The organism is Enterococcus sp. AZ095b (genome assembly GCF_051714725.1).
Classification (GTDB): Bacteria; Bacillota; Bacilli; order Lactobacillales; family Enterococcaceae; genus Enterococcus_B; species Enterococcus_B pernyi.
Map to the genome: position 1 here is coordinate 716,520 of NZ_JBIOSL010000001.1, position 18,077 is coordinate 734,596.

The window sequence follows — 18,077 nt, forward strand, 5'->3', positions numbered from 1 at the left end:
CAAGAAAGGAAGAACGAGTTTTGAAGAGAAAAAATTCTTCAGTAAAGAAAAAACGAGACTTTACCAAAATGACGACACCGCATACGTATGTCATTATTTTTGGTGTAGTTGTACTTGCCTGGTTATTAACATTTATCGTACCAGCTGGGAGATTCAGTACGCAAGATATAGAATACAAAGATGCAAATGGAGAAACCAGTACCAGAACAGTATTACGCCAAGATTCGTTTCGTTATGCTTATGAATTAGATAAGGCTTTTGTATTTGATCAACTGGAAGAATTACAAAATGATCCAAAGGAAAGAGAAAAGCTAGCTGTTCCTGAAGAAGGATTAGAAGAAGTCTTGGCAGCTGGTGAGAAAAACTTGACCCAGGAGAAACTAGATGAAATCTCACTGACAGATGATGTTTTATACGATGAATATGGTGAAGACATCTATGACACCTCAAAGAAATTGCATAAAACAGCAAAACTATGGGGGACCGATGATTTCGGTGGTTTCGGCTTTTTAAACTTCGTTTTTGAAGGTCTAGTATCAGGTGATAAATATGGTTCAGCAGTCGGGATTGCTGCACTTATTTTAGTCGTGGGTGGTGCATTCGGGATCATTATGCGAACGGGTGCCATCGATGCAGGTATTTATGCTTTTATCAATAAGACACGTGGTCTAGAACGTTTAGCTTTACCGCTCTTATTCTTTGCTTTTTCATTTGGAGGCGCAACGTTCGGTATGGCTGAAGAAGTCATTCCATTCTCAATGGTCATGGTACCTTTTGTGATTGCCTTAGGCTATGATTCAATCGTCGCCGTCACAGTCACCTATGTGGCGTCACAAGTCGGGAATGCCACGTCATGGATGAGTCCGTTCAGTGTCGCCGTTGCTCAAGGGATTGCGGGTATTCCAGTCTTATCAGGCGCCACCTTCCGATTGATCATGTGGGTCGTCGTGACTGCGTTATCGGCTGGTTACTTAATGATCTATGGCGAAAAAGTTCGGAAGAATCCGGAAAGTTCATTAACGTATAAATCTGATGAATACTTCCGTAACCACTTGAAGAAAACATCCGATGAACAAAAAACATTTACACTAGGCCATAAATTGATTTTAGGCGAAATGTTGATCGTTTTAGTTTGGATCGTTTGGGGAGTCACACAAAAAGGCTATTATATCCCAGAAATCGCCTCTCAATTTTTTGTTATGGGACTCGTTGCAGGGATCATTGCTGTTTTATTCAAATTGGACGGTATGACGGTCAATGATATTGCCTCTTCTTTCCAATCTGGAGCAGCAGATCTAGCTGGAACAGCGATCGTTGTTGGGATGGCAAAAGGAATCTTACTTGTATTAGGTGGATCAGATGCTTCTGTACCTTCTGCGCTTAATACGATCTTACATGGTATTGGAACAGCACTGACTGGTGTGCCGGCAGTTATCGGGGCATGGGCGATGTACGTATTCCAAAGTTTGTTCAACTTAGTCGTCACTTCAAATTCTGGACAAGCGGCATTGACGATGCCAATCATGGCACCGTTGGCTGATTTAGTAGGTGTCTCTCGTCAAGTGGCTGTATTAGCTTATCAATTAGGTTCAGGATTCATGGATGCGTTCACGCCGGTTTCTGCTAGCTTGATTGGTGTCTTAGGTGTGGCACGGATCGAATGGGCAAAATGGGCACGATTCCAAATCAAAATGCAAGGATTCTTCTTTGTTTTAGGAACGATCTTCATTATGATTGCAATCGCGATCGGACTTCAATAAAACAAATAAGAACTGATTTATAGCAATCAAAGAAGTTATGCTAACCGATACGTAACTCTGAGACAATAAGCGAGAAAACCCGAAAGTATCTTCATATTTTTGGATTTTCTCGCTTATTTCCGAAAGAGCGATGGATTGCTTATTAAACAACCTTTTGAGTGTTCTAAAAGGTAAAGACTATTTTATAAAGGAGAAGATCAGATATGAAACTCATTCGACAAATCGATGTCTATGCACCAGAATATCTTGGTAAGAAGGACGTATTAGTGGCAGGAAATAAGATTGTTGCCTTGGAAGATCAACTATCCGGCGGTTACGAAGAATTGATCGTGGAAGAAATTTCAGGAGAAGGAAAACTCTTGACCCCAGGTTTTATTGATGCCCATTTCCATATTTTAGGTGGCGGCGGCGAAGGAGGCTATCATAATCGCACGCCAGAAGTCACACTTAGTCAATTAACGACAGCAGGAGTGACAACAGTCGTAGGTTGTATCGGGACAGATGGCGAGGGTCGAGATATGACTGCTTTGATCAGTAAAGCAAGAGGGTTAGAGGCAGAAGGATTGACTACGTATGTTTATGTTGGTTCTTATCGGTTGCCGGTCAAAACGGTGACTGATTCATTGATCAAAGATTTTCTTACCATTGATAAGATCATTGGGATCGGAGAAATCGCTGTCTCTGATCATCGCTCTTCTCAGCCAACATTCGATGAGTTTGCTCGGTCAGTGGCGGATGCTCGTGTTGGGGGCATGTTATCAGGTAAAGCAGGGATCGTGAATGTCCATTTAGGTGGCGGAAGTCGAAAATTGGAACTATTGAATCGTGTGGTTGAAGAAACAGAAATCCCTATTACTCAGTTTTATCCGACGCATGCGAATCGGACAACTGAATTATTAGCTGCATGTATCGAATTTGCGAAAAAAGGTGGAACGATCGATTTCACTGCAAGTGAAGATCCTGATTTTTGGGAAAAGACCGATGGTGAAGTTCGTTTCAGTAAAGCATTGAAGCAGTTATTGGAAGCACAAGTCTCTCTTGATAACTTCACCTTGACCTCCGATGGACAAGGTAGTCTCCCATATTTTGACCAAGAGAACCATTTTATCGGTATGGGCGTCGGTAGTGCGAAATCCTTACTGGTGGGCATCAAAGAAGCCGTTCAAAAAGAAGACATTCCTTTAGAGATTGCCTTACGAGCTGTGACGTCCAATCCTGCAAGAGTCCTTAAACTGGACCAAAAGGGAAGAATCGCTGTTGGTAAAGATGCAGATCTTTGTCTACTTGATAAAGAAACCTTAGAAATCGATACGGTGATCGCTAATGGCACCATCATGGTCCAAGAAAAACAAGTGAAAGTTTGGGGAACATTTGAGCAAATTCTTAACAACTAAATAACACAATAAGCATTCTGTTTGTTTGTTTTTATAATTGGTGTTACTCTAAAAGTAGTTACAAAGACAAATTTTAGAGGAGGAAATATTATGGCAGATTTAGAAGGACGCTCTAAAGATTTGAAAGACAAAGTTGCAGGTGAAGGCAAAGAAGCCTATGGAAAAGCAACAGGCGATAGAAGTAAAGAAACAGAAGGTAAAGCCCAATCTGTAGGTGCGGATATCAAGAGTAAAGCTCGTAATATCGGCGATGAAATCAAAGAAGGCTTTGAAGATGTAAAAGAAAAATTTTCAAAAAAAGACCATAAATAGTCTACTTGTAAATTCTTAAAAAAAAGCGTCCTACCAATAAGGTGGACGCTTTTTTTTAGCGGTTATCCAATGGCAATGGACGCGAATGTTTTATTTTTTAATTCAAAAACTTCATCACATTTTTTAGCCACTTCTAGTTCGTGTGTCACAATGATGATACAGCGATCTTGCTCATGGGCGATTTCTTGGAAGAGTTGAACGATTTCTTGTGAAGTCGTTTCATCAAGGTTTCCTGTTGGTTCATCCGCAATGATCAACTGATGTTCGCAACAAATCGCTCGGACGATCGCTACGCGTTGTTGTTGTCCCCCAGATAATTTAGTGACTTGTTGTTTTGCAAGTGTTTCATTTATCCCAACGCGTGCCAAGCGATCAAGTGCTACTTGGCGATACTCTTTTTGAGGAGTATTTGAAATTTCCATGGCGGTAATGACGTTATCAAGAGCGGAAAGGTAAGGCAATAAGTTGTACGCTTGAAAAATAATGGATACATCATTTTTGCGATAATTCCGTAGGCCTATTTTAGCTAAAGCTCGCTCTTCATAATAAACAGTCCCTTCTTTTGGTGTATCAAGTCCTGAAATCAACGAAAGAAAGGTCGTCTTTCCTGAACCACTAGCCCCTAATATGGCGTACATTTTTCCTTTTTCAAAGGATAGATTCACATCTTTATAAAGTGCTTCTGTTGGATTCTGATACCAGAAGCCCAAGTTTTCTGTACGTAACATCCAATTCCTCCTTTAGTTTAATAAAATTTTTCGTGGATTTAATCGTAGTATGCCGATGGAGGCTAGAAAAACTGAGAGTAAGCTGATCCCAAATGCAACAGCTGCTAGTAGGCCAAGTTGAGCTGGTTGAACAGTGATTTCAAGGTCGCTTACTTGCTCCGAAACGGTAAGTGGATTACTAGTTCCACCTGGTTGTCCGCCAGGTCCACGATTGCCACCACCAGGCATCTGCTCTCCTTGTTGCTCGGCAGGTGAGTCGGTTGACGTTTCAGTTTGTTGATCAAGCAACTGTTGACCGACAGCATTTGCAACGACATTTCCACTGAATGAAGCCACACCTAACGCGACGATCATACATATGGCCACTTCTGCAAACAATTGAAGGACGATTTTGCTTCTGGACTCACCTAATGAAAGCAATACCCCTAGTTCATGGCGACGCTCACGAATCGTGATCATGATGATCAAAGTCAAAATAATGATTCCAGCAACCGCAACGAGTAAAACGACATTTTGTGAAAAACTGGCCACGTTGTTAAGTGGTTCAAGCATTGCTTGGAACATGGTATCGTTTGATTGAAGACTGAACGTTGAAGTATCGATCAGGTTTTCTGCTTCATTGATAAAGTCTGTAATTTTATTAGGATCGGTCAGCGTATAAACCGCAGAATCAATTGTGTCATCTTCTGTCGAGCCATTCAATGTATTGGCAAACGTATAATAAGTATACAAAGTGTTCGTTGGATTCATGAAATTGAAATTCATTCCCATGCTACTACTTGTTTCACTTGACTCATAGATTCCTTTGATCGTCATTTCATAAGTTGTTTCTTCGTCTTCCGTGCTAGTAATTATGAAAGTATCTCCTACGGATAAGTCATTCGCACTAGCTAAAGTAGAGTCGATCACAACATTGTTCGTATCTTTGTCGCTATCAGTGATTCCTTCTCCTTCGATGATTTTAGCTGTGCCATCTGTAAAGCCACTGGTTTGGGCTGTATTGGATACCCCGCTGATTTGAAAATCTGCTTGGATCATTTGGGGTTTGCCACCTCCCATAGCTCCACCCATGTTTTCACCGTTTGGTGCAGCATCAGTTGCAGTATCAGTTTCTTCGGATGTTTCTGAGGTATCAGAGCTTGAAATGGCAGTGATCCCGCTATTGGCTAAAGCTGATGCAGAGCTTTCGAAGGAAAAACTTGCTACATTATCTAGTACTGCGATCTTTTCTGCATCGCTGACTGAAACAGGTGTGAGGGAGAAACTTCCAGGATCTGGTCGTCCACCGGATTCAGTATCAGTTTCCTCTGTTTGTTTTTGAAAAGCCGCTTCACGATTTGCACTTAAAGTGACCGTCGCACCGACATCTTTTTGAGCTTGCTCTGCTGCTTCTTGTGCCGCACTACGTATGGTTAGTCCAGCAAGAACGAAGACAAGGATTGCTGTAAAAACTGCTAATAATAGTAAAGAACGCCCCCATTTTACTTTTGTACTTTTTAATGCTCGTTTGAAAAAATTCATTGGTTCGATCTCCTTTCGAAATGAGTACAAAAAATAGAATAAAGGGAGTAGCTTAAGCCTACCTTAAAAAGCGGCCACGAATACAAACAGTTGAAAGCTAAAAACAGATCAAATGGAGCAGGAAATGAAAAACATTCTATAGTTATTGAGTAATTTATGTTAAAATAGACGAAGTATCTTCTAAAACAAAAGAAGAAAAAATGGTCTGGGAAAAACATGAAGACAGAAACAATCGTACATGCTAGCGATTTGTTTGATTTGTTGTATAATGATGTGGAGCAGTTGATCGAGCAACTGAAGCAATCCCGATTTTTTTGTGTCAAAAAAAGATCCTAAACGCCTGTAATATTAAGATAGATTTGATTATCTAATGAAATCATCCGAAAACGAGGCACTCAGAAATTGGATCGTTTTAAATAAAATAGAGAATCGACATCGTCAAAATGAAGATGTCATAAGAAGAGGTGAAATTTGTGAGTACCATTAAGATTATCCCTTTAGGCGGTGTACGCGAAAACGGAAAAAATTTGTACATTGCAGAAGTAGGGGAAGCTATTTTTGTTTTAGACTGTGGTCTGAAATATCCTGAAAACGAATTATTAGGGATTGACGTTGTGATTCCTGATTTTACGTATTTAGAAGATAATGTCGATCGTGTAGCAGGTGTCTTTCTGACACATGGTCACGCAGATGCGATTGGGGCGTTGCCTTATTTATTGTCAAAGATTTCTGTACCTGTGTTCGGAACCGAATTGACGATCGAATTGGCAAAATTGAATGTCAATCGCAATGATGCTGCAAAAGGATTCAAAGATTTTCATGTGGTAGATGAGCATACAGAGATCGATTTCGGTGAAACGATCGTTAGCTTCTTCCGCACCACCCATACGATTCCAGATTCAGTTGGGATCAATTTAAAAACCCAAGAAGGAAATATCGTTTATACGGGTGATTTCAAATTTGACCAAATGGCGATCCCAATGTACCAAACGGATTACGCTCGTTTAGCAGAGATTGGGAAAGAAGGCGTGTTAGCTTTACTAAGTGAGTCAGCAAATGCAGAAAACGCGACCCCTGTTGCTTCTGAGTTCCAAATTGCTGATGAAGTATTTGATACGATCAAATATTGGGAAGGACGGATCATCGTTGCTTGTGTTGCAAGTAATCTTCAACGCGTCCAACAAATCTTAGACGCCGCTGCTAAAGCAGGACGTAAGGTTGTGTTGACTGGGCAAGACTTTGAACGGATCATCCGAACAGCTATGCGCTTAGAAAAACTTCAATTACCAAGTGAAGACCTATTGGTCACATTAAAAGATATGAAAAACTATGAGCCTGAAGAACTGATCATTTTGGAAACAGGCCGGATGGGTGAACCAATCAAGTCTTTACAAAAAATGGCGAATGGCGCGCATCGCCATATCAAGATCAAAGAAGGCGATCTTGTTTATATCACAACGACACCAAGTATTGCGATGGAAACAATGGTTGCTAAGACAGAAGACATCATTTACCGAGCAGGTGGAATAGTCAAACAAATCTCTGACAACCTGCGGGTTTCCGGTCATGCAAATCCAAATGACTTACAATTGATGTTGAACTTCATGAAACCTAAATATTTCATCCCAGTTCAAGGAGAATACCGTGAACTAGCTGCCCATGCAGACTTAGCCCATGCAGTAGGTATCCCCTATAAAAATATCTATATCACAGGACGTGGGGATATTTTAGAATATAAAAACAAGCGGATGAGTGTGGCAGGTACGACAAGTGCTGAAAATGTCATGATCGACGGACTAGGTGTTGGCGATATTGGAAACATCGTCTTACGCGATCGTAAAATCTTATCTGAAGACGGTATTTTTGTTGCAGTAGTGACAATTAGTCGTCGCGAAAAGAAAATTGTCTCAAAACCGCAAATCACTTCACGAGGATTTGTTTATGTCAAAGCAAGTCGTGATTTGATCAATGAAAGTAGCAACATGATCGAAACCATTGTAGGCAAACATTTAGAAAGCGATGATTTCGAGTGGAGCAAGCTGAAACAAGAAATACGTGATCAATTAGGTCGCTATTTGTTTGAACAAACCAAACGCCGCCCAGTGATTTTACCAGTCATCATGGAAGCGACACAACGTCGCGGCAAAAGATAAAAAATGAAAAGCTGTATCAAAAGATGTTCAGATAATGAATATGTTTGGTATAGCTTTTATTTTATAGCAGTAAGAGCATTGGATATATTATGGAAAGGTGGAAGTGTCTGTAATGGAAAAGGAACTTGTTTTGGAAAATAATCAAATGAAAGAGAAACAGATCATCGTTTTTGGCGTAACTTCAATGAGTACAGATAGTACCCTTTATACCAATTTGTTAATAACAAAGATGAACAACCTAGCAAAAAAACAACATTTACTTGTGCATGTTGACATGCATAGCATTTCTAAGTTAGATCAGTATGCAAAGGCTACCGATGTTATTCTATTATCTCCAGAGCTTTCTTCTATGCGAGAAAGTATCGTAAAAGATTATCCTACAAAGGTTATTGAAGTGATAGAAATGAAAGATTATGGTCTGCTAAATGCCGATAATATCTTAAAAAAATTTCTCCATCACTAAACTGGAAAAGAAGAAATTATCAAAATAGTTAGCAAACTTCGTTTTTTTTTATCACTCCTCTATCTAAAAAAGTGTTGCGGATTTATTCAATCTTGTAAGCCTTATAAGGCATCTAAACTGTAATAAAAATACCTATAGTAGAAACTGGCGTCTTAGTTTCTACTATGGGTATTTTTTATTTTGAGTATTATTACAGATTCGTAGTCATTCTAGATTTATTCACAGAAATCAAACACTAAACAGAAACTGTCAATTATAGACGAAACATTCTTTTATCTGGGGATTCAGTCGTAAGTACACGCTCACTTGATACTTGGTACAACCTGTATTATCTGTTACAATTGAATAGGATATACTGTACTACTAATTGTGTAAATGTTCGAAACGAAAACGAAAGAGTCAGTGACCAAAATGTTGAGGAGTGAGAAGATGAAGATTACTTATCATGGACATTCTTGTATTTCTCTTGAAATGCAAAATGGCCAGCAAGTGCTGATAGATCCATTTATTACTGGGAATCCTATGACTGATTTAAAAGTGGATGAAGTCCAGACGGACTGGATATTGATCACCCATGGACATGCTGATCATATTGGAGACATGTTGCCGATTGCGAAGAACAATGAGGCGACCATCATCAGTATTGTCGAAATCGCTGATTATGCACAACAGCAAGGAGCAAACTCTTTTGGGATGAATATCGGTGGCAAAAGGGAGTTTCCTTTTGGCACAGTCAAATTTGTCCATGCACAGCATAGTTCAAGTATTGAAATCGATGGTGTTTCGCGTTATATGGGAGAGCCTAGTGGTATTCTGATCCAAGCAGATGGGAAGACGATTTATCATGCGGGTGATACCGCAGATTTTAGCGACTTAGCGCTCTTAGGTGAACAGTTTATGATCGATGTAGCCTTTTTACCGATTGGCGACAATTATACAATGGGACCTGAGGATGCGGCTCGTGCGGCGAAGCGAATCAAAGCGAAGAAAGTCGTGCCGATCCATTACAATACCTTTCCTGTCATTGAACAAGATCCGCAAGTATTCATCGATTTATTAGCAGATACCGAAGGAAAAATAATGAGCGTTTCGGAAACGCTGGAAGTGTAGGGGAAAGAGATGGCGACAAAACATGATTTGATTTTAGAATATATCGAAAGCCTACCAGTGGGGAATCGAATATCTGTCCGTAGTATAGCCAAAGAATTGAATGTCAGTGAGGGAACGGCCTATCGAGCAATTAAAGATGCTGAAAACGTAGGGTTAGTGTCAACGATCCAACGAGTAGGAACGATACGGATCGAACGTAAGTTGAAGAAAAATATCGAACGATTGACGTTTGGCGAAGTCGTGCGGATCATTGAAGGCGATGTCTTAGGCGGGGCAGTCGGTCTAGATAAAGTTTTGAATAAATTTGTCATAGGTGCGATGACCGAGCACGCAATGGAACGCTATATCACTCCAGGTTCATTGATGATCGTCGGTAACCGTACAGAAGTGCAAAAGTTAGCACTTGAGGATGGCGCAGCAGTGTTGATCACGGGTGGTTTTGATACGACGCCTGAGATTGCCAAATTAGCCGATGAATTAGCTATGCCGATTTTACGTACGACTTATGATACCTTTACTGTAGCAACGATGATCAACCGAGCGCTTAGTGACCAACTGATCAAAAAAGATATCATGCTCGTCGGTGATATTTATCTGTCTGCCCAGAAAACACATTATTTGTTACAGTCGGATACGGTGGCTGATTATCAACGGATTTCAGAAGAAACCCAACATTCTCGTTTCCCAGTGGTGAATCATCACATGCGTTTGATGGGGATCATTACGGCAAAAGATGTCGTAGGTAAAGCACCGACACAAGTCATTGATCGGGTCATGACCAAAGATCCAATCAGTGTCAAGAAATCGATGAGCGTCGCTTCTGTCGGACATCAAATGATTTGGGATGGTTTAGAAGTCATGCCAGTCGTTTCCGATGATTTGACGTTAGAAGGATTGATCACACGGCAAGATGTCATGAAGGCGATGCAATTGGTGCAACGTCAACCGCAAATTGCTGATACGATTTCTGATCAGATTTCAGGAGCCATCCAAACGATCGATACAGATCGTGAAGGCAATCGATTGACGACGCCTAAGTTCAAATTTGAGGTTTCACCACAAATGGTAACAGGTGTTGGAACGATTTCTTTTGGGGTGTTAAGTGAAATCATTTCAGATGTTGCGCAAAAAACAATGATCATGAATCAACGAAGAAATATCTTGTTGGAGCAAATGAATCTACATTACCTTCGTCTGATCCAGATCGAAAGTGAGTTAGATATTCGTCCAAGAGTTTTAGAAATCGGTAGAAGGTCCGCTAAACTTGATGTAGAAGTATTTATAGAAAACACGATCGTGGCTAAAGCCATTGTCGTCTGCCAAGTGATGGAACGTTCGTAGAGAGTAGGAAAGAAAATGACCATACAAGAAGAGATTTTGAATGAAATCAAAAAATATCAAAAAATCGTGATCCACCGACATCAAAGGCCAGATCCGGATGCTTTAGGTTCACAAGTAGGATTAGCCGAGTTATTACGTAATAGTTTTTCAGAAAAAGAAATTCGTCAAGTTGGAAAAGACGTTGAAGGCTTACGTTATTTAACAGAAATGCAAGAAATCGACGATGCTTTCTATCAAGGAGCATTAGTCATCGTGACAGACACAGCGAATGCGCCGCGTATTGATGATAATCGCTATTCCTTAGGGGATCAAGTGATCAAAATCGATCATCATCCGAATGATGAACCATATGGCGATTTACTTTGGGTGGATACGAAAGCTAGCAGCTGTAGTGAAATGATCGCTGAGTTTGCTTTGATGTTCCCTAATGAGCTGAAAATGAACAGCGATTCTGCTCGCTTATTGTATGCGGGAATCGTTGGAGATACTGGTAGGTTCTTGTATCCTTCAACAACAGGTCGTACGTTAGAACTAGCAGCAGAGTTAAGAAAGTATTCTTTCGATGCAAGCCAATTGAATCGTGAAATTGAACAAATCACCATGAAAGTAGCGAAATTATCCGGTTGTGTCTATCAAACGATCGTAGTTGACGAAAAAGGTGCTGGAAAAGTAATTTTGTCACAAGAATTGTTAGGCAAGTATGGCATCGTCGATTCAGAGACCGCAGCTGTCGTCTCTTTACCTGGTGTGATTGACGAAGTGTTAGCTTGGGCGATTTTTGTCGAACAACCAGAGGGCTATTATCGTGTACGTTTACGTTCAAAAGGACCAGTCATCAACGAGATCGCCAAACGACATCATGGTGGCGGCCATCCCTTGGCAAGTGGCGCAAATGCAAAAGACCTGCAAGAAGTAGCAGAGATCTACAAAGAAATACAAGAAGCTTGCACCAATTATGCACGTTAAAAGTGTACTCCAAGTAGTCAATCGAGAATTTTAAGCAAACGTTACATGCTCTTTTATCTATTCCCTTTGGCACGAATAAATGGTGGGGGCAGAAGTGACCTCTTCGGCAATCAGGTTACTTCTGCCTTGACCTTTTACTCATCGAAGTTGATTGTCTTTTTATCAGATGTATGTGCAATCAAGGTCAGTGAGATTGAATCAGCGTAGGCAGTTTAGGATCTCCGATAAGAAGTTGCTCTTTTCAAACTGTTATTTTTCCGTTATAATATTGCTCAATAACGAACAAAAAGGAGAAACAACATGACAGTACCAAATTGCCCAGTATGTGGTTCAGAATATGCTTATGAAGATCGGGGATTATTGATTTGTCCTGAATGTGGAAACGAATGGACACCATCTGAAGAAACAGAAGCAGAAGGCCTAGTAGTAACTGATGCAAACGGCAATCGTTTAACAGATGGCGACAGTGTGACCGTTATCAAGGATTTAAAAGTTAAAGGAGCTTCCTCACCTATCAAACAAGGAACGAAGGTGAAGAATATCCGTTTAGTTGAAGGAGACCACAATATCGATTGTAAAATCGAAGGGTTTGGTCCGATGAAGCTGAAATCAGAATTTGTCAAAAAGAATTAAAATATTCAATCTCTTTTCACAATTATTCTACTCGAACAATGGTAAAATAAAAGAATGAGGAAAGGGTGAAACGATTATGTATGGATATGGTTTTTATGGCTTAGATCCAACGTTTCTTTTAGTTATTGCTGGATTAGCTATTTCCGGAATCGCTTCTGCTTACGTCAATAGTACTTTTCGTAAATACGACAAAATCAGAAGCAAAAATAATGTGACTGGTACACAAGCCGCCCAGTTCATTTTACAAAGTCAGAAAATCAATAACGTTGGCGTCCAACAAATCGCCGGTGATTTGACGGACAATTATAATTCAGGGAACAAGATGTTGAGTTTATCGCAAGCTACAGCACAATCTACATCAGTCGCTGCAATTGGGGTAGCTGCCCATGAATGCGGACACGCAGTGCAAGATGCCGTTGGTTATGCGCCGTTGAAAATCAGAGCTTCATTAGTGCCTGTCGCTAATTTTGGCTCGATGATTTCGTTTCCGTTGATCATGGTAGGTGTATTATTTAGTTGGAATACGACGTTGATCAATATTGGTATCTTCGCTTTTTCATTGGCACTATTGTTTCAACTTGTTACGCTACCAGTAGAATTCAATGCGTCAAGACGAGCGATCCAAATTTTAAGTGAAGGTGGCTTACTGACAGAAGAAGAGGTACCAATGGCGAAACATGTGCTATTTGCGGCGGCTTTGACCTATGTTGCTGCAGCGCTATCTACTTTCTTACAATTGCTACGTTTGATTTTGATTTTTGGCGGTAACCGTCGAGACTAGAACAAACCAATAAAAAGTGAGGGACAGTCGATTGGACTGATCCACTCACTTTTTATTTTGGAAAAATTAGTATTAATTTAAAAGTTCAGACGGAGACCGCTTGCTTCTCCTATCTTTTCTTTAAATCAAATCATTTTATTGACATAGAGTTGTTGAATTTTTGTGACTAAGTCTACCCATAAATCTTTTTCTTTACTAGGATCAAGGTAAAAAATTTTACTCGTTTGATGAAATTTATCAAACCAATCGGTGACGATCAAATCTGCTTGTTCTGGATTTTCTGTCAAGCGAATCATTTTTTCGTCAAATACTTGTCGTAATCGATTTTGGATATGATAATTTCCTGTCAGCGTTTTATTCATTTGTACATAGATCAATAATTTTTCATTTGTTTCCGACTGCAAGAGGTTATAAATCAAGTTACTCAAATAATAAATAATCAATGTTTTTTTTGGGTGGTCATGAAAAACTTCAGAGATAATTTGTTGGATTTGTTGTATTTGTTCATTCGATTCATCAATCTCAAGTGCTGGTTTAGGAAAATGCAACGAGTAGAAAAAGGGAGTTGTATTTCCCAACATCAAAATAGAAATTAAAGAAAGCATAAGATAGTAATTGTAGAAAAACCTTTTTTCAGATGATGCGATCACTGGAAAGGTTTGAGCTAACTCTTTTGTTAGTGAGGTGATTTTCATACATAGATGATTACGTTTATTCGTCAAAGTATAACCAATCAAACTCTTCTGCTGGCTTGAAATGAGATTAGGAAAAAAGCAATAAATCAAAAAATTGAAATGCAATAGTTCATCAATGGCGATTTCATGTGGTAAAAGATGAAACAAATGATGTTTAAAACTACCGGAGACATCTTGTACCTGTTGTAGCAATTCTAAAATAGCATAGACCTCACTAGATTCAGAGGTGATCAATGATGATTGTTGTGTACGAAGCGTAAAGATAGCAATCAGCAAATACAGGTTTTCTTGATATTTCAATGAATGCTTTGAAACGAGCAATTTTTTGGATAATCGCCGCTCTCTTTTTAGTTGGCTCAATTTGAATTTGTCAAAAGGCCATTCCAACCCTTGAAAAGCATCAGATAGAATAAAAAACAAATAGAGTCGGATAAATAATTCGTTTCCTTTGAACAAATAACAGCCCTGAGATGAAACAATCTCGATTTCAAAATCTTGAAGTGTTTCATTCAATTGGTGTGTTAATTTTTCTAAGTAAGAGTGGGATATGTATAATTGCTCCAATAAATATTTTTTCGGAACATACGCTTTGGGATAATTGACCATAAGTAATAAGTAGTTGAAACGATTGGATTCTCTTAAATAAAAAAGTTTGAGTTTGTGATAAATCATCATTTTTATTTCTTGGTGTTCATCGGATATAGTTATTTCTCCTTTGTGTGTAGAGAAAATAAAAGTAGAAATGCTCAATTGCTGTTCAATCGTAGTGTTCAACTTTCGAATCAATTCTTTGATTGTCCGTTTAGGTATAGTCAGTTCATCCGCAAGTTCTTTTAACGTACATTGACTTTTTTGAGCGATCGTATAGAGGACTAATAACTCTTTCTTTTTTGCATCGATTAACATGATGGACTCCTTTCTGACAATTAGTGTACTAGTGGTGACATAAAATGTGAGTGGAAAGTGTTTTCAATGTATGATATTCTCACATAGTAATAGAATTTGATTATATAACTTGTTATTTTAAGAAATGATAATCAGTTATCTATTCTATTGTTTATTTCTTTGCTTATTTTGTCAAGTTGGAATCATTTAAATAATCTTGGATAAGGGAATACAATGTTATTTAATTGATGATATCGTTATTTTTTAAATCTTATTTTTGGCGAAGCATTAGATAAATCAAGCTTCTATTACAAAGAGACATATTTTAACCCCCGAAATATGTTATTATCGTTTTTTTTTATCAAAACTTGTTTCTTCATGGTTTACATAAGTTTTTCCTACTAGCGAATGCGCTGGATCGTCATGGGAAATTAAAAAAAGAATCATTGCCGGATATGAATAAGATAATCGGAAAGGATGGATGGTTTCGTGGGAAGAGTGACGAATTTTAGTAAAGAATATTTACTATTTAAGAGTATGGTATATGCTGAAGAAAATGGGTTATCGACAATCACAGCGAGAAGTTTAGCTTCTTTTTGTGGCTGTTCTACTTACCCGATTTATGCACATTTTAAATCAATCCGTATACTAAAAGAAAAAATTATCGAAGAGATCACGATATGTTTTGATCGATATTTAGCTGAATACGTTATTGACGATTTTTTCAGTGTCGTTCATTTATTGAAGGAGTTTTTCTCGATTCATGAGAGTATTAGAGGAGTAGTTATCAAATCCGAATTAGACATGGCCTCGTTGTTCAAACGAACGTTCTCAGAATTTGTCAGAGAACATACGGGAATCAAAGAAGCATATTTATTAGAACTTCTTTGGCTGAACGCACTAGGAAGTTTAAATTCAGATAAATCATCAAAGGAATTTTTTGAGACAATGACATTGATTTGGAATAAGTTAGCAGAATTAGAAGATGATTTGCCTGAAATGCTAACAAATATCCAATACGTTCCGGTTAATTGATCTTACATTTCTTAGTATGGATGATTTACTTTAGTTGTTCGTATGAAGCATCTCCAAAAAGGAGGTGCTTTTTTTAACGCATCAAACTAAGGTTGCTTGAAACCGAAAATGCCAAATGAGGCGTCGTACAAAAGTAAATAATAAAACAAGACAGTATGTGCTTTTTGTAAATTTTTTTGCTATTCATCGGGCAGGGCTCATAGCAATTAGTTCGCTTATCTATTTGACTGTGATATGATTGTAGTAGATAAAAAGGAGCTGATAATTATGAAAACATCAACAAAAGTAACGATTGGATTAAGTGTCGTAGCAGCAGCAAGTGTGGCAACAGCTGTAGTTGTTTCTGGCAAAGTGATCGAAAAGATCCATCATCTAAGTAACCGCACAAAAGTAAAAAAATTCGTGTATGACAAATTTGATGGGAATGAAAAGTTATTAGATGTCGTCGACCATTTATCAGATAGCGATTTAGATTCATTGATGGGCATGCTAGCAAAGATTAAATCTGGCAAAAAGAAAATTTCTGTCTACGGTGACTCTATCAAAGACTCAACAGAAGATGCAAAAGGTCGTCTGATGTCACTTGTTGAGAAAATGATCTAAAAACGATTCTCTTTGAATTGATCGAAAAAAGGAACAAGCAAGGCGATGTTTATTGCTGCTTGTTCCTTTTTTATATGTGTAACAAAAGGAGATAACAAAAGAGTAAGTCATCTGCTTTTTTTAAATTGAAGCCTGTTTGTTCGTCAAACTTTTCGATCCGATATTGGAGAGTGTTTCGATGCATGAAAAGTTGTTTAGCCGCTGAACTGATATTCCCGAAATTTTTCCACAGTTCGATAATGATGTCTTCCATTTTAAAACTACGGATTATTTCTTGATATTCATTTGTTAGCTGACTGGATGTAACTAATTCTTTTGTATAATAATATAAGGCAATTTCTTGTATGGAAGTCGTTTGGTCGGCTACTTGTATGTGTGTTCGTTTATTCAGGAAAATTTTTCGTTCTTCATTGAACATAGCGGTTAGATTTTGTCCAGCTGAATGGAATGAACCGACAAAGGCTTGTGTCGTCATATCAAAATCGACATCAAGAGATAAAAAGATGCCTTTAAGATCTGCCGTACTCAAATAATTGGCATGCTTTCTTTCGATGATCAACGCATCTGTCTCTGTGTAAAGAAAAAAATCAAGAGCTTCGGGAAATAATCCGGAAATTGTTTCTCGCCATTCTTTTTGTAAGAAATCTGATCTCTTTTCAAAATGTAACTGAATGATTCGGCAGCTTTCTTCACATACATATACCTTTTCCTCAAATAAATATTGATACCAAGGATGGCTGTCTAAGGTGTTTGTTTTCTGGAATAACGCTTTCAAAAGTTTTTCTTCTTGAACGGACAAGGAACTTTTATCGATCCACAAGAAGTAATCTTCTACAACCAGTGAAAGAATTCGATCATCAGAAGAAGGAGAATTCTTTTTTTGTGCATTTGGGTATAATCCAAGTAACTTTTCTGTGTTCATTTACTTCACCTCATCCCCTAGTTTACCATAGGACATGGCGATAAGGAAAAACTCTTTGTACTTCATTAAAAAGCCAGTTATACTATGTTTGATAGAGAAGATAAGTAAATCTAAAAAAGGTAGGAGTACAAGTGGAAGAAACAGAACAACAGCGAATAAAAGAAGAATGGATGCGTGTGGCTATTGAAGAAGCCAAAAAAGCAGAAGCGTTAGTAGAAGTACCAATCGGCGCCATCGTGGTTCACCAAGGACAGATTATTGGGCGTGGACACAATTTGAGGGAAACAACACAAAATGCAACAACACATGCTGAGATGATTGCGATCCAAGAAGCATGCAAGGCCATCGGAAGTTGGCGTTTAGAAGAAACACAATTATATGTCACGTTAGAACCGTGTCCAATGTGTAGCGGTGCCATGATTCTTTCTCGCGTAAAAGAAGTTTACTTTGGTGCCTATGATCCAAAAGGAGGAACCGCAGGGACATTGATGAATTTACTTGAGGATGAACGTTTCAACCATCAGGCCGAGGTGGAGGGCGGGATATTAGAAGAAGAATGTGGTGAACTTTTATCTGTGTTTTTTAGAAATTTGCGAGCAAAGAAAAAGAAATTAAAAAAGGACTAGCCAAGGATAACAAAATGCGGTATACTATTCCTTGCCGAAAGGCTAGGACAATGGTGGGCTTGTGAAGCGTGTCAGATCCGGAAGGAAGCAGCACTAAGCAGGTGCCGCCATGTGTCTGATTGATAGTTGTTTTAAAAGGCTTTCGAGCC

18 protein-coding genes and 1 other RNA gene are annotated in these 18,077 nt (G+C 38.8%); 15 read left to right on the forward strand and 4 right to left on the reverse strand.

Annotated features, from left to right (window positions below):
- The first annotated feature begins 20 nt into the window (after positions 1-20).
- The 3 genes from yfcC to IGJ99_RS03345 all read left to right on the forward strand — a co-directional run bounded on the left by yfcC (position 21) and on the right by IGJ99_RS03345 (position 3,466).
- Positions 21-1,760, forward strand: coding sequence for a putative basic amino acid antiporter YfcC (gene yfcC, locus IGJ99_RS03335; protein ID WP_438770581.1), 1,740 nt, complete (start codon positions 21-23; stop codon positions 1,758-1,760).
- A gap of 203 nt (positions 1,761-1,963) precedes the next feature.
- Positions 1,964-3,154, forward strand: coding sequence for a beta-aspartyl-peptidase (iadA, locus tag IGJ99_RS03340; protein ID WP_226076671.1), 1,191 nt, complete (start codon positions 1,964-1,966; stop codon positions 3,152-3,154).
- A 90-nt stretch (positions 3,155-3,244) separates the two neighbouring features.
- Complete coding sequence (locus IGJ99_RS03345; RefSeq protein ID WP_010736118.1) at positions 3,245-3,466, forward strand: CsbD family protein; 222 nt, start codon at positions 3,245-3,247, stop codon at positions 3,464-3,466.
- 62 nt (positions 3,467-3,528) lie between these two features.
- Here the strand turns inward: IGJ99_RS03345 and IGJ99_RS03350 are convergent, their stop codons facing one another.
- Complete coding sequence (locus IGJ99_RS03350) at positions 3,529-4,194, reverse strand: ABC transporter ATP-binding protein (RefSeq protein ID WP_010736117.1); 666 nt, start codon at positions 4,192-4,194, stop codon at positions 3,529-3,531.
- Between the two features lie 12 nt (positions 4,195-4,206).
- The gene (locus IGJ99_RS03355; RefSeq protein WP_438770583.1) at positions 4,207-5,715 is read right to left on the reverse strand and encodes an ABC transporter permease; all 1,509 of its coding nucleotides are present in this window, start codon (positions 5,713-5,715) and stop codon (positions 4,207-4,209) included.
- 473 nt (positions 5,716-6,188) lie between these two features.
- On the opposite strand from IGJ99_RS03355, the gene IGJ99_RS03360 reads away from it, so the two are divergent.
- The 8 genes from IGJ99_RS03360 to IGJ99_RS03395 all read left to right on the forward strand — a co-directional run bounded on the left by IGJ99_RS03360 (position 6,189) and on the right by IGJ99_RS03395 (position 13,162).
- The gene (locus IGJ99_RS03360; protein ID WP_010736115.1) at positions 6,189-7,868 is read left to right on the forward strand and encodes a ribonuclease J; all 1,680 of its coding nucleotides are present in this window, start codon (positions 6,189-6,191) and stop codon (positions 7,866-7,868) included.
- A 112-nt stretch (positions 7,869-7,980) separates the two neighbouring features.
- Positions 7,981-8,331 carry a PTS sugar transporter subunit IIB gene (locus tag IGJ99_RS03365; protein ID WP_375152126.1) on the forward strand — a complete coding sequence of 117 codons (351 nt, stop codon included), beginning with the start codon at positions 7,981-7,983 and terminating at the stop codon, positions 8,329-8,331.
- 429 nt (positions 8,332-8,760) lie between these two features.
- On the forward strand, positions 8,761-9,441 hold the full coding sequence (locus IGJ99_RS03370; protein WP_077151578.1) for a metal-dependent hydrolase: 681 nt from the start codon (positions 8,761-8,763) through the stop codon (positions 9,439-9,441).
- A 9-nt stretch (positions 9,442-9,450) separates the two neighbouring features.
- Positions 9,451-10,782: a DRTGG domain-containing protein gene (locus IGJ99_RS03375; protein WP_010736112.1), complete on the forward strand. Its 1,332-nt coding sequence runs from the start codon at positions 9,451-9,453 to the stop codon at positions 10,780-10,782.
- A gap of 15 nt (positions 10,783-10,797) precedes the next feature.
- On the forward strand, positions 10,798-11,748 hold the full coding sequence (locus IGJ99_RS03380; RefSeq protein ID WP_010736111.1) for a DHH family phosphoesterase: 951 nt from the start codon (positions 10,798-10,800) through the stop codon (positions 11,746-11,748).
- Between the two features lie 66 nt (positions 11,749-11,814).
- Positions 11,815-11,955: a hypothetical protein gene (locus IGJ99_RS03385; protein ID WP_438770585.1), complete on the forward strand. Its 141-nt coding sequence runs from the start codon at positions 11,815-11,817 to the stop codon at positions 11,953-11,955.
- A 93-nt stretch (positions 11,956-12,048) separates the two neighbouring features.
- Positions 12,049-12,381, forward strand: coding sequence for a zinc ribbon domain-containing protein YjdM (locus tag IGJ99_RS03390; RefSeq protein ID WP_023519238.1), 333 nt, complete (start codon positions 12,049-12,051; stop codon positions 12,379-12,381).
- Positions 12,382-12,457: 76 nt separating this feature from the next.
- The gene (locus IGJ99_RS03395) at positions 12,458-13,162 is read left to right on the forward strand and encodes a zinc metallopeptidase (protein WP_010736109.1); all 705 of its coding nucleotides are present in this window, start codon (positions 12,458-12,460) and stop codon (positions 13,160-13,162) included.
- A gap of 125 nt (positions 13,163-13,287) precedes the next feature.
- Here IGJ99_RS03395 and IGJ99_RS03400 read toward each other — a convergent pair whose 3' ends face one another.
- Positions 13,288-14,763 carry a helix-turn-helix domain-containing protein gene (locus IGJ99_RS03400; RefSeq protein WP_153830498.1) on the reverse strand — a complete coding sequence of 492 codons (1,476 nt, stop codon included), beginning with the start codon at positions 14,761-14,763 and terminating at the stop codon, positions 13,288-13,290.
- A 468-nt stretch (positions 14,764-15,231) separates the two neighbouring features.
- On the opposite strand from IGJ99_RS03400, the gene IGJ99_RS03405 reads away from it, so the two are divergent.
- Together IGJ99_RS03405 and IGJ99_RS03410 are read left to right on the forward strand one after the other, a co-directional pair.
- A complete protein-coding gene (locus tag IGJ99_RS03405) occupies positions 15,232-15,777 on the forward strand; it encodes a hypothetical protein (protein WP_019723190.1) in 546 nt (181 codons plus the stop codon).
- Between the two features lie 267 nt (positions 15,778-16,044).
- Positions 16,045-16,380, forward strand: coding sequence for a hypothetical protein (locus IGJ99_RS03410; protein ID WP_010736106.1), 336 nt, complete (start codon positions 16,045-16,047; stop codon positions 16,378-16,380).
- Between the two features lie 70 nt (positions 16,381-16,450).
- Here the strand turns inward: IGJ99_RS03410 and IGJ99_RS03415 are convergent, their stop codons facing one another.
- Positions 16,451-17,302 (reverse strand): helix-turn-helix domain-containing protein, encoded by an 852-nt coding sequence (locus tag IGJ99_RS03415; RefSeq protein ID WP_023519241.1) that lies wholly within the window; start codon positions 17,300-17,302, stop codon positions 16,451-16,453.
- A gap of 131 nt (positions 17,303-17,433) precedes the next feature.
- Here IGJ99_RS03415 and tadA point away from each other — a divergent pair, with 131 nt between their 5' ends.
- Both tadA and ffs read left to right on the forward strand, forming a co-directional pair.
- Positions 17,434-17,928 carry a tRNA adenosine(34) deaminase TadA gene (gene tadA, locus IGJ99_RS03420; protein WP_023519242.1) on the forward strand — a complete coding sequence of 165 codons (495 nt, stop codon included), beginning with the start codon at positions 17,434-17,436 and terminating at the stop codon, positions 17,926-17,928.
- Positions 17,929-17,965: 37 nt separating this feature from the next.
- An RNA gene (gene ffs / locus IGJ99_RS03425) (signal recognition particle sRNA small type) lies at positions 17,966-18,062 on the forward strand.
- The last annotated feature ends 15 nt before the right edge of the window (positions 18,063-18,077 follow it).

Coding starts and splice junctions, on each gene's coding strand:
- IGJ99_RS03410 (WP_010736106.1), top strand. CDS start 16,045: ATGAAAACATCAACAAAAGTAACGATTGGATTAAGTGTCGTAGCAGCA.
- IGJ99_RS03375 (WP_010736112.1), top strand. CDS start 9,451: ATGGCGACAAAACATGATTTGATTTTAGAATATATCGAAAGCCTACCA.
- IGJ99_RS03415 (WP_023519241.1), bottom strand. CDS start 17,302: ATGAACACAGAAAAGTTACTTGGATTATACCCAAATGCACAAAAAAAG.
- IGJ99_RS03365 (WP_375152126.1), top strand. CDS start 7,981: ATGGAAAAGGAACTTGTTTTGGAAAATAATCAAATGAAAGAGAAACAG.
- IGJ99_RS03395 (WP_010736109.1), top strand. CDS start 12,458: ATGTATGGATATGGTTTTTATGGCTTAGATCCAACGTTTCTTTTAGTT.
- IGJ99_RS03400 (WP_153830498.1), bottom strand. CDS start 14,763: ATGTTAATCGATGCAAAAAAGAAAGAGTTATTAGTCCTCTATACGATC.
- IGJ99_RS03350 (WP_010736117.1), bottom strand. CDS start 4,194: ATGTTACGTACAGAAAACTTGGGCTTCTGGTATCAGAATCCAACAGAA.
- IGJ99_RS03355 (WP_438770583.1), bottom strand. CDS start 5,715: ATGAATTTTTTCAAACGAGCATTAAAAAGTACAAAAGTAAAATGGGGG.
- IGJ99_RS03370 (WP_077151578.1), top strand. CDS start 8,761: ATGAAGATTACTTATCATGGACATTCTTGTATTTCTCTTGAAATGCAA.
- IGJ99_RS03345 (WP_010736118.1), top strand. CDS start 3,245: ATGGCAGATTTAGAAGGACGCTCTAAAGATTTGAAAGACAAAGTTGCA.
- iadA (WP_226076671.1), top strand. CDS start 1,964: ATGAAACTCATTCGACAAATCGATGTCTATGCACCAGAATATCTTGGT.
- IGJ99_RS03390 (WP_023519238.1), top strand. CDS start 12,049: ATGACAGTACCAAATTGCCCAGTATGTGGTTCAGAATATGCTTATGAA.
- IGJ99_RS03380 (WP_010736111.1), top strand. CDS start 10,798: ATGACCATACAAGAAGAGATTTTGAATGAAATCAAAAAATATCAAAAA.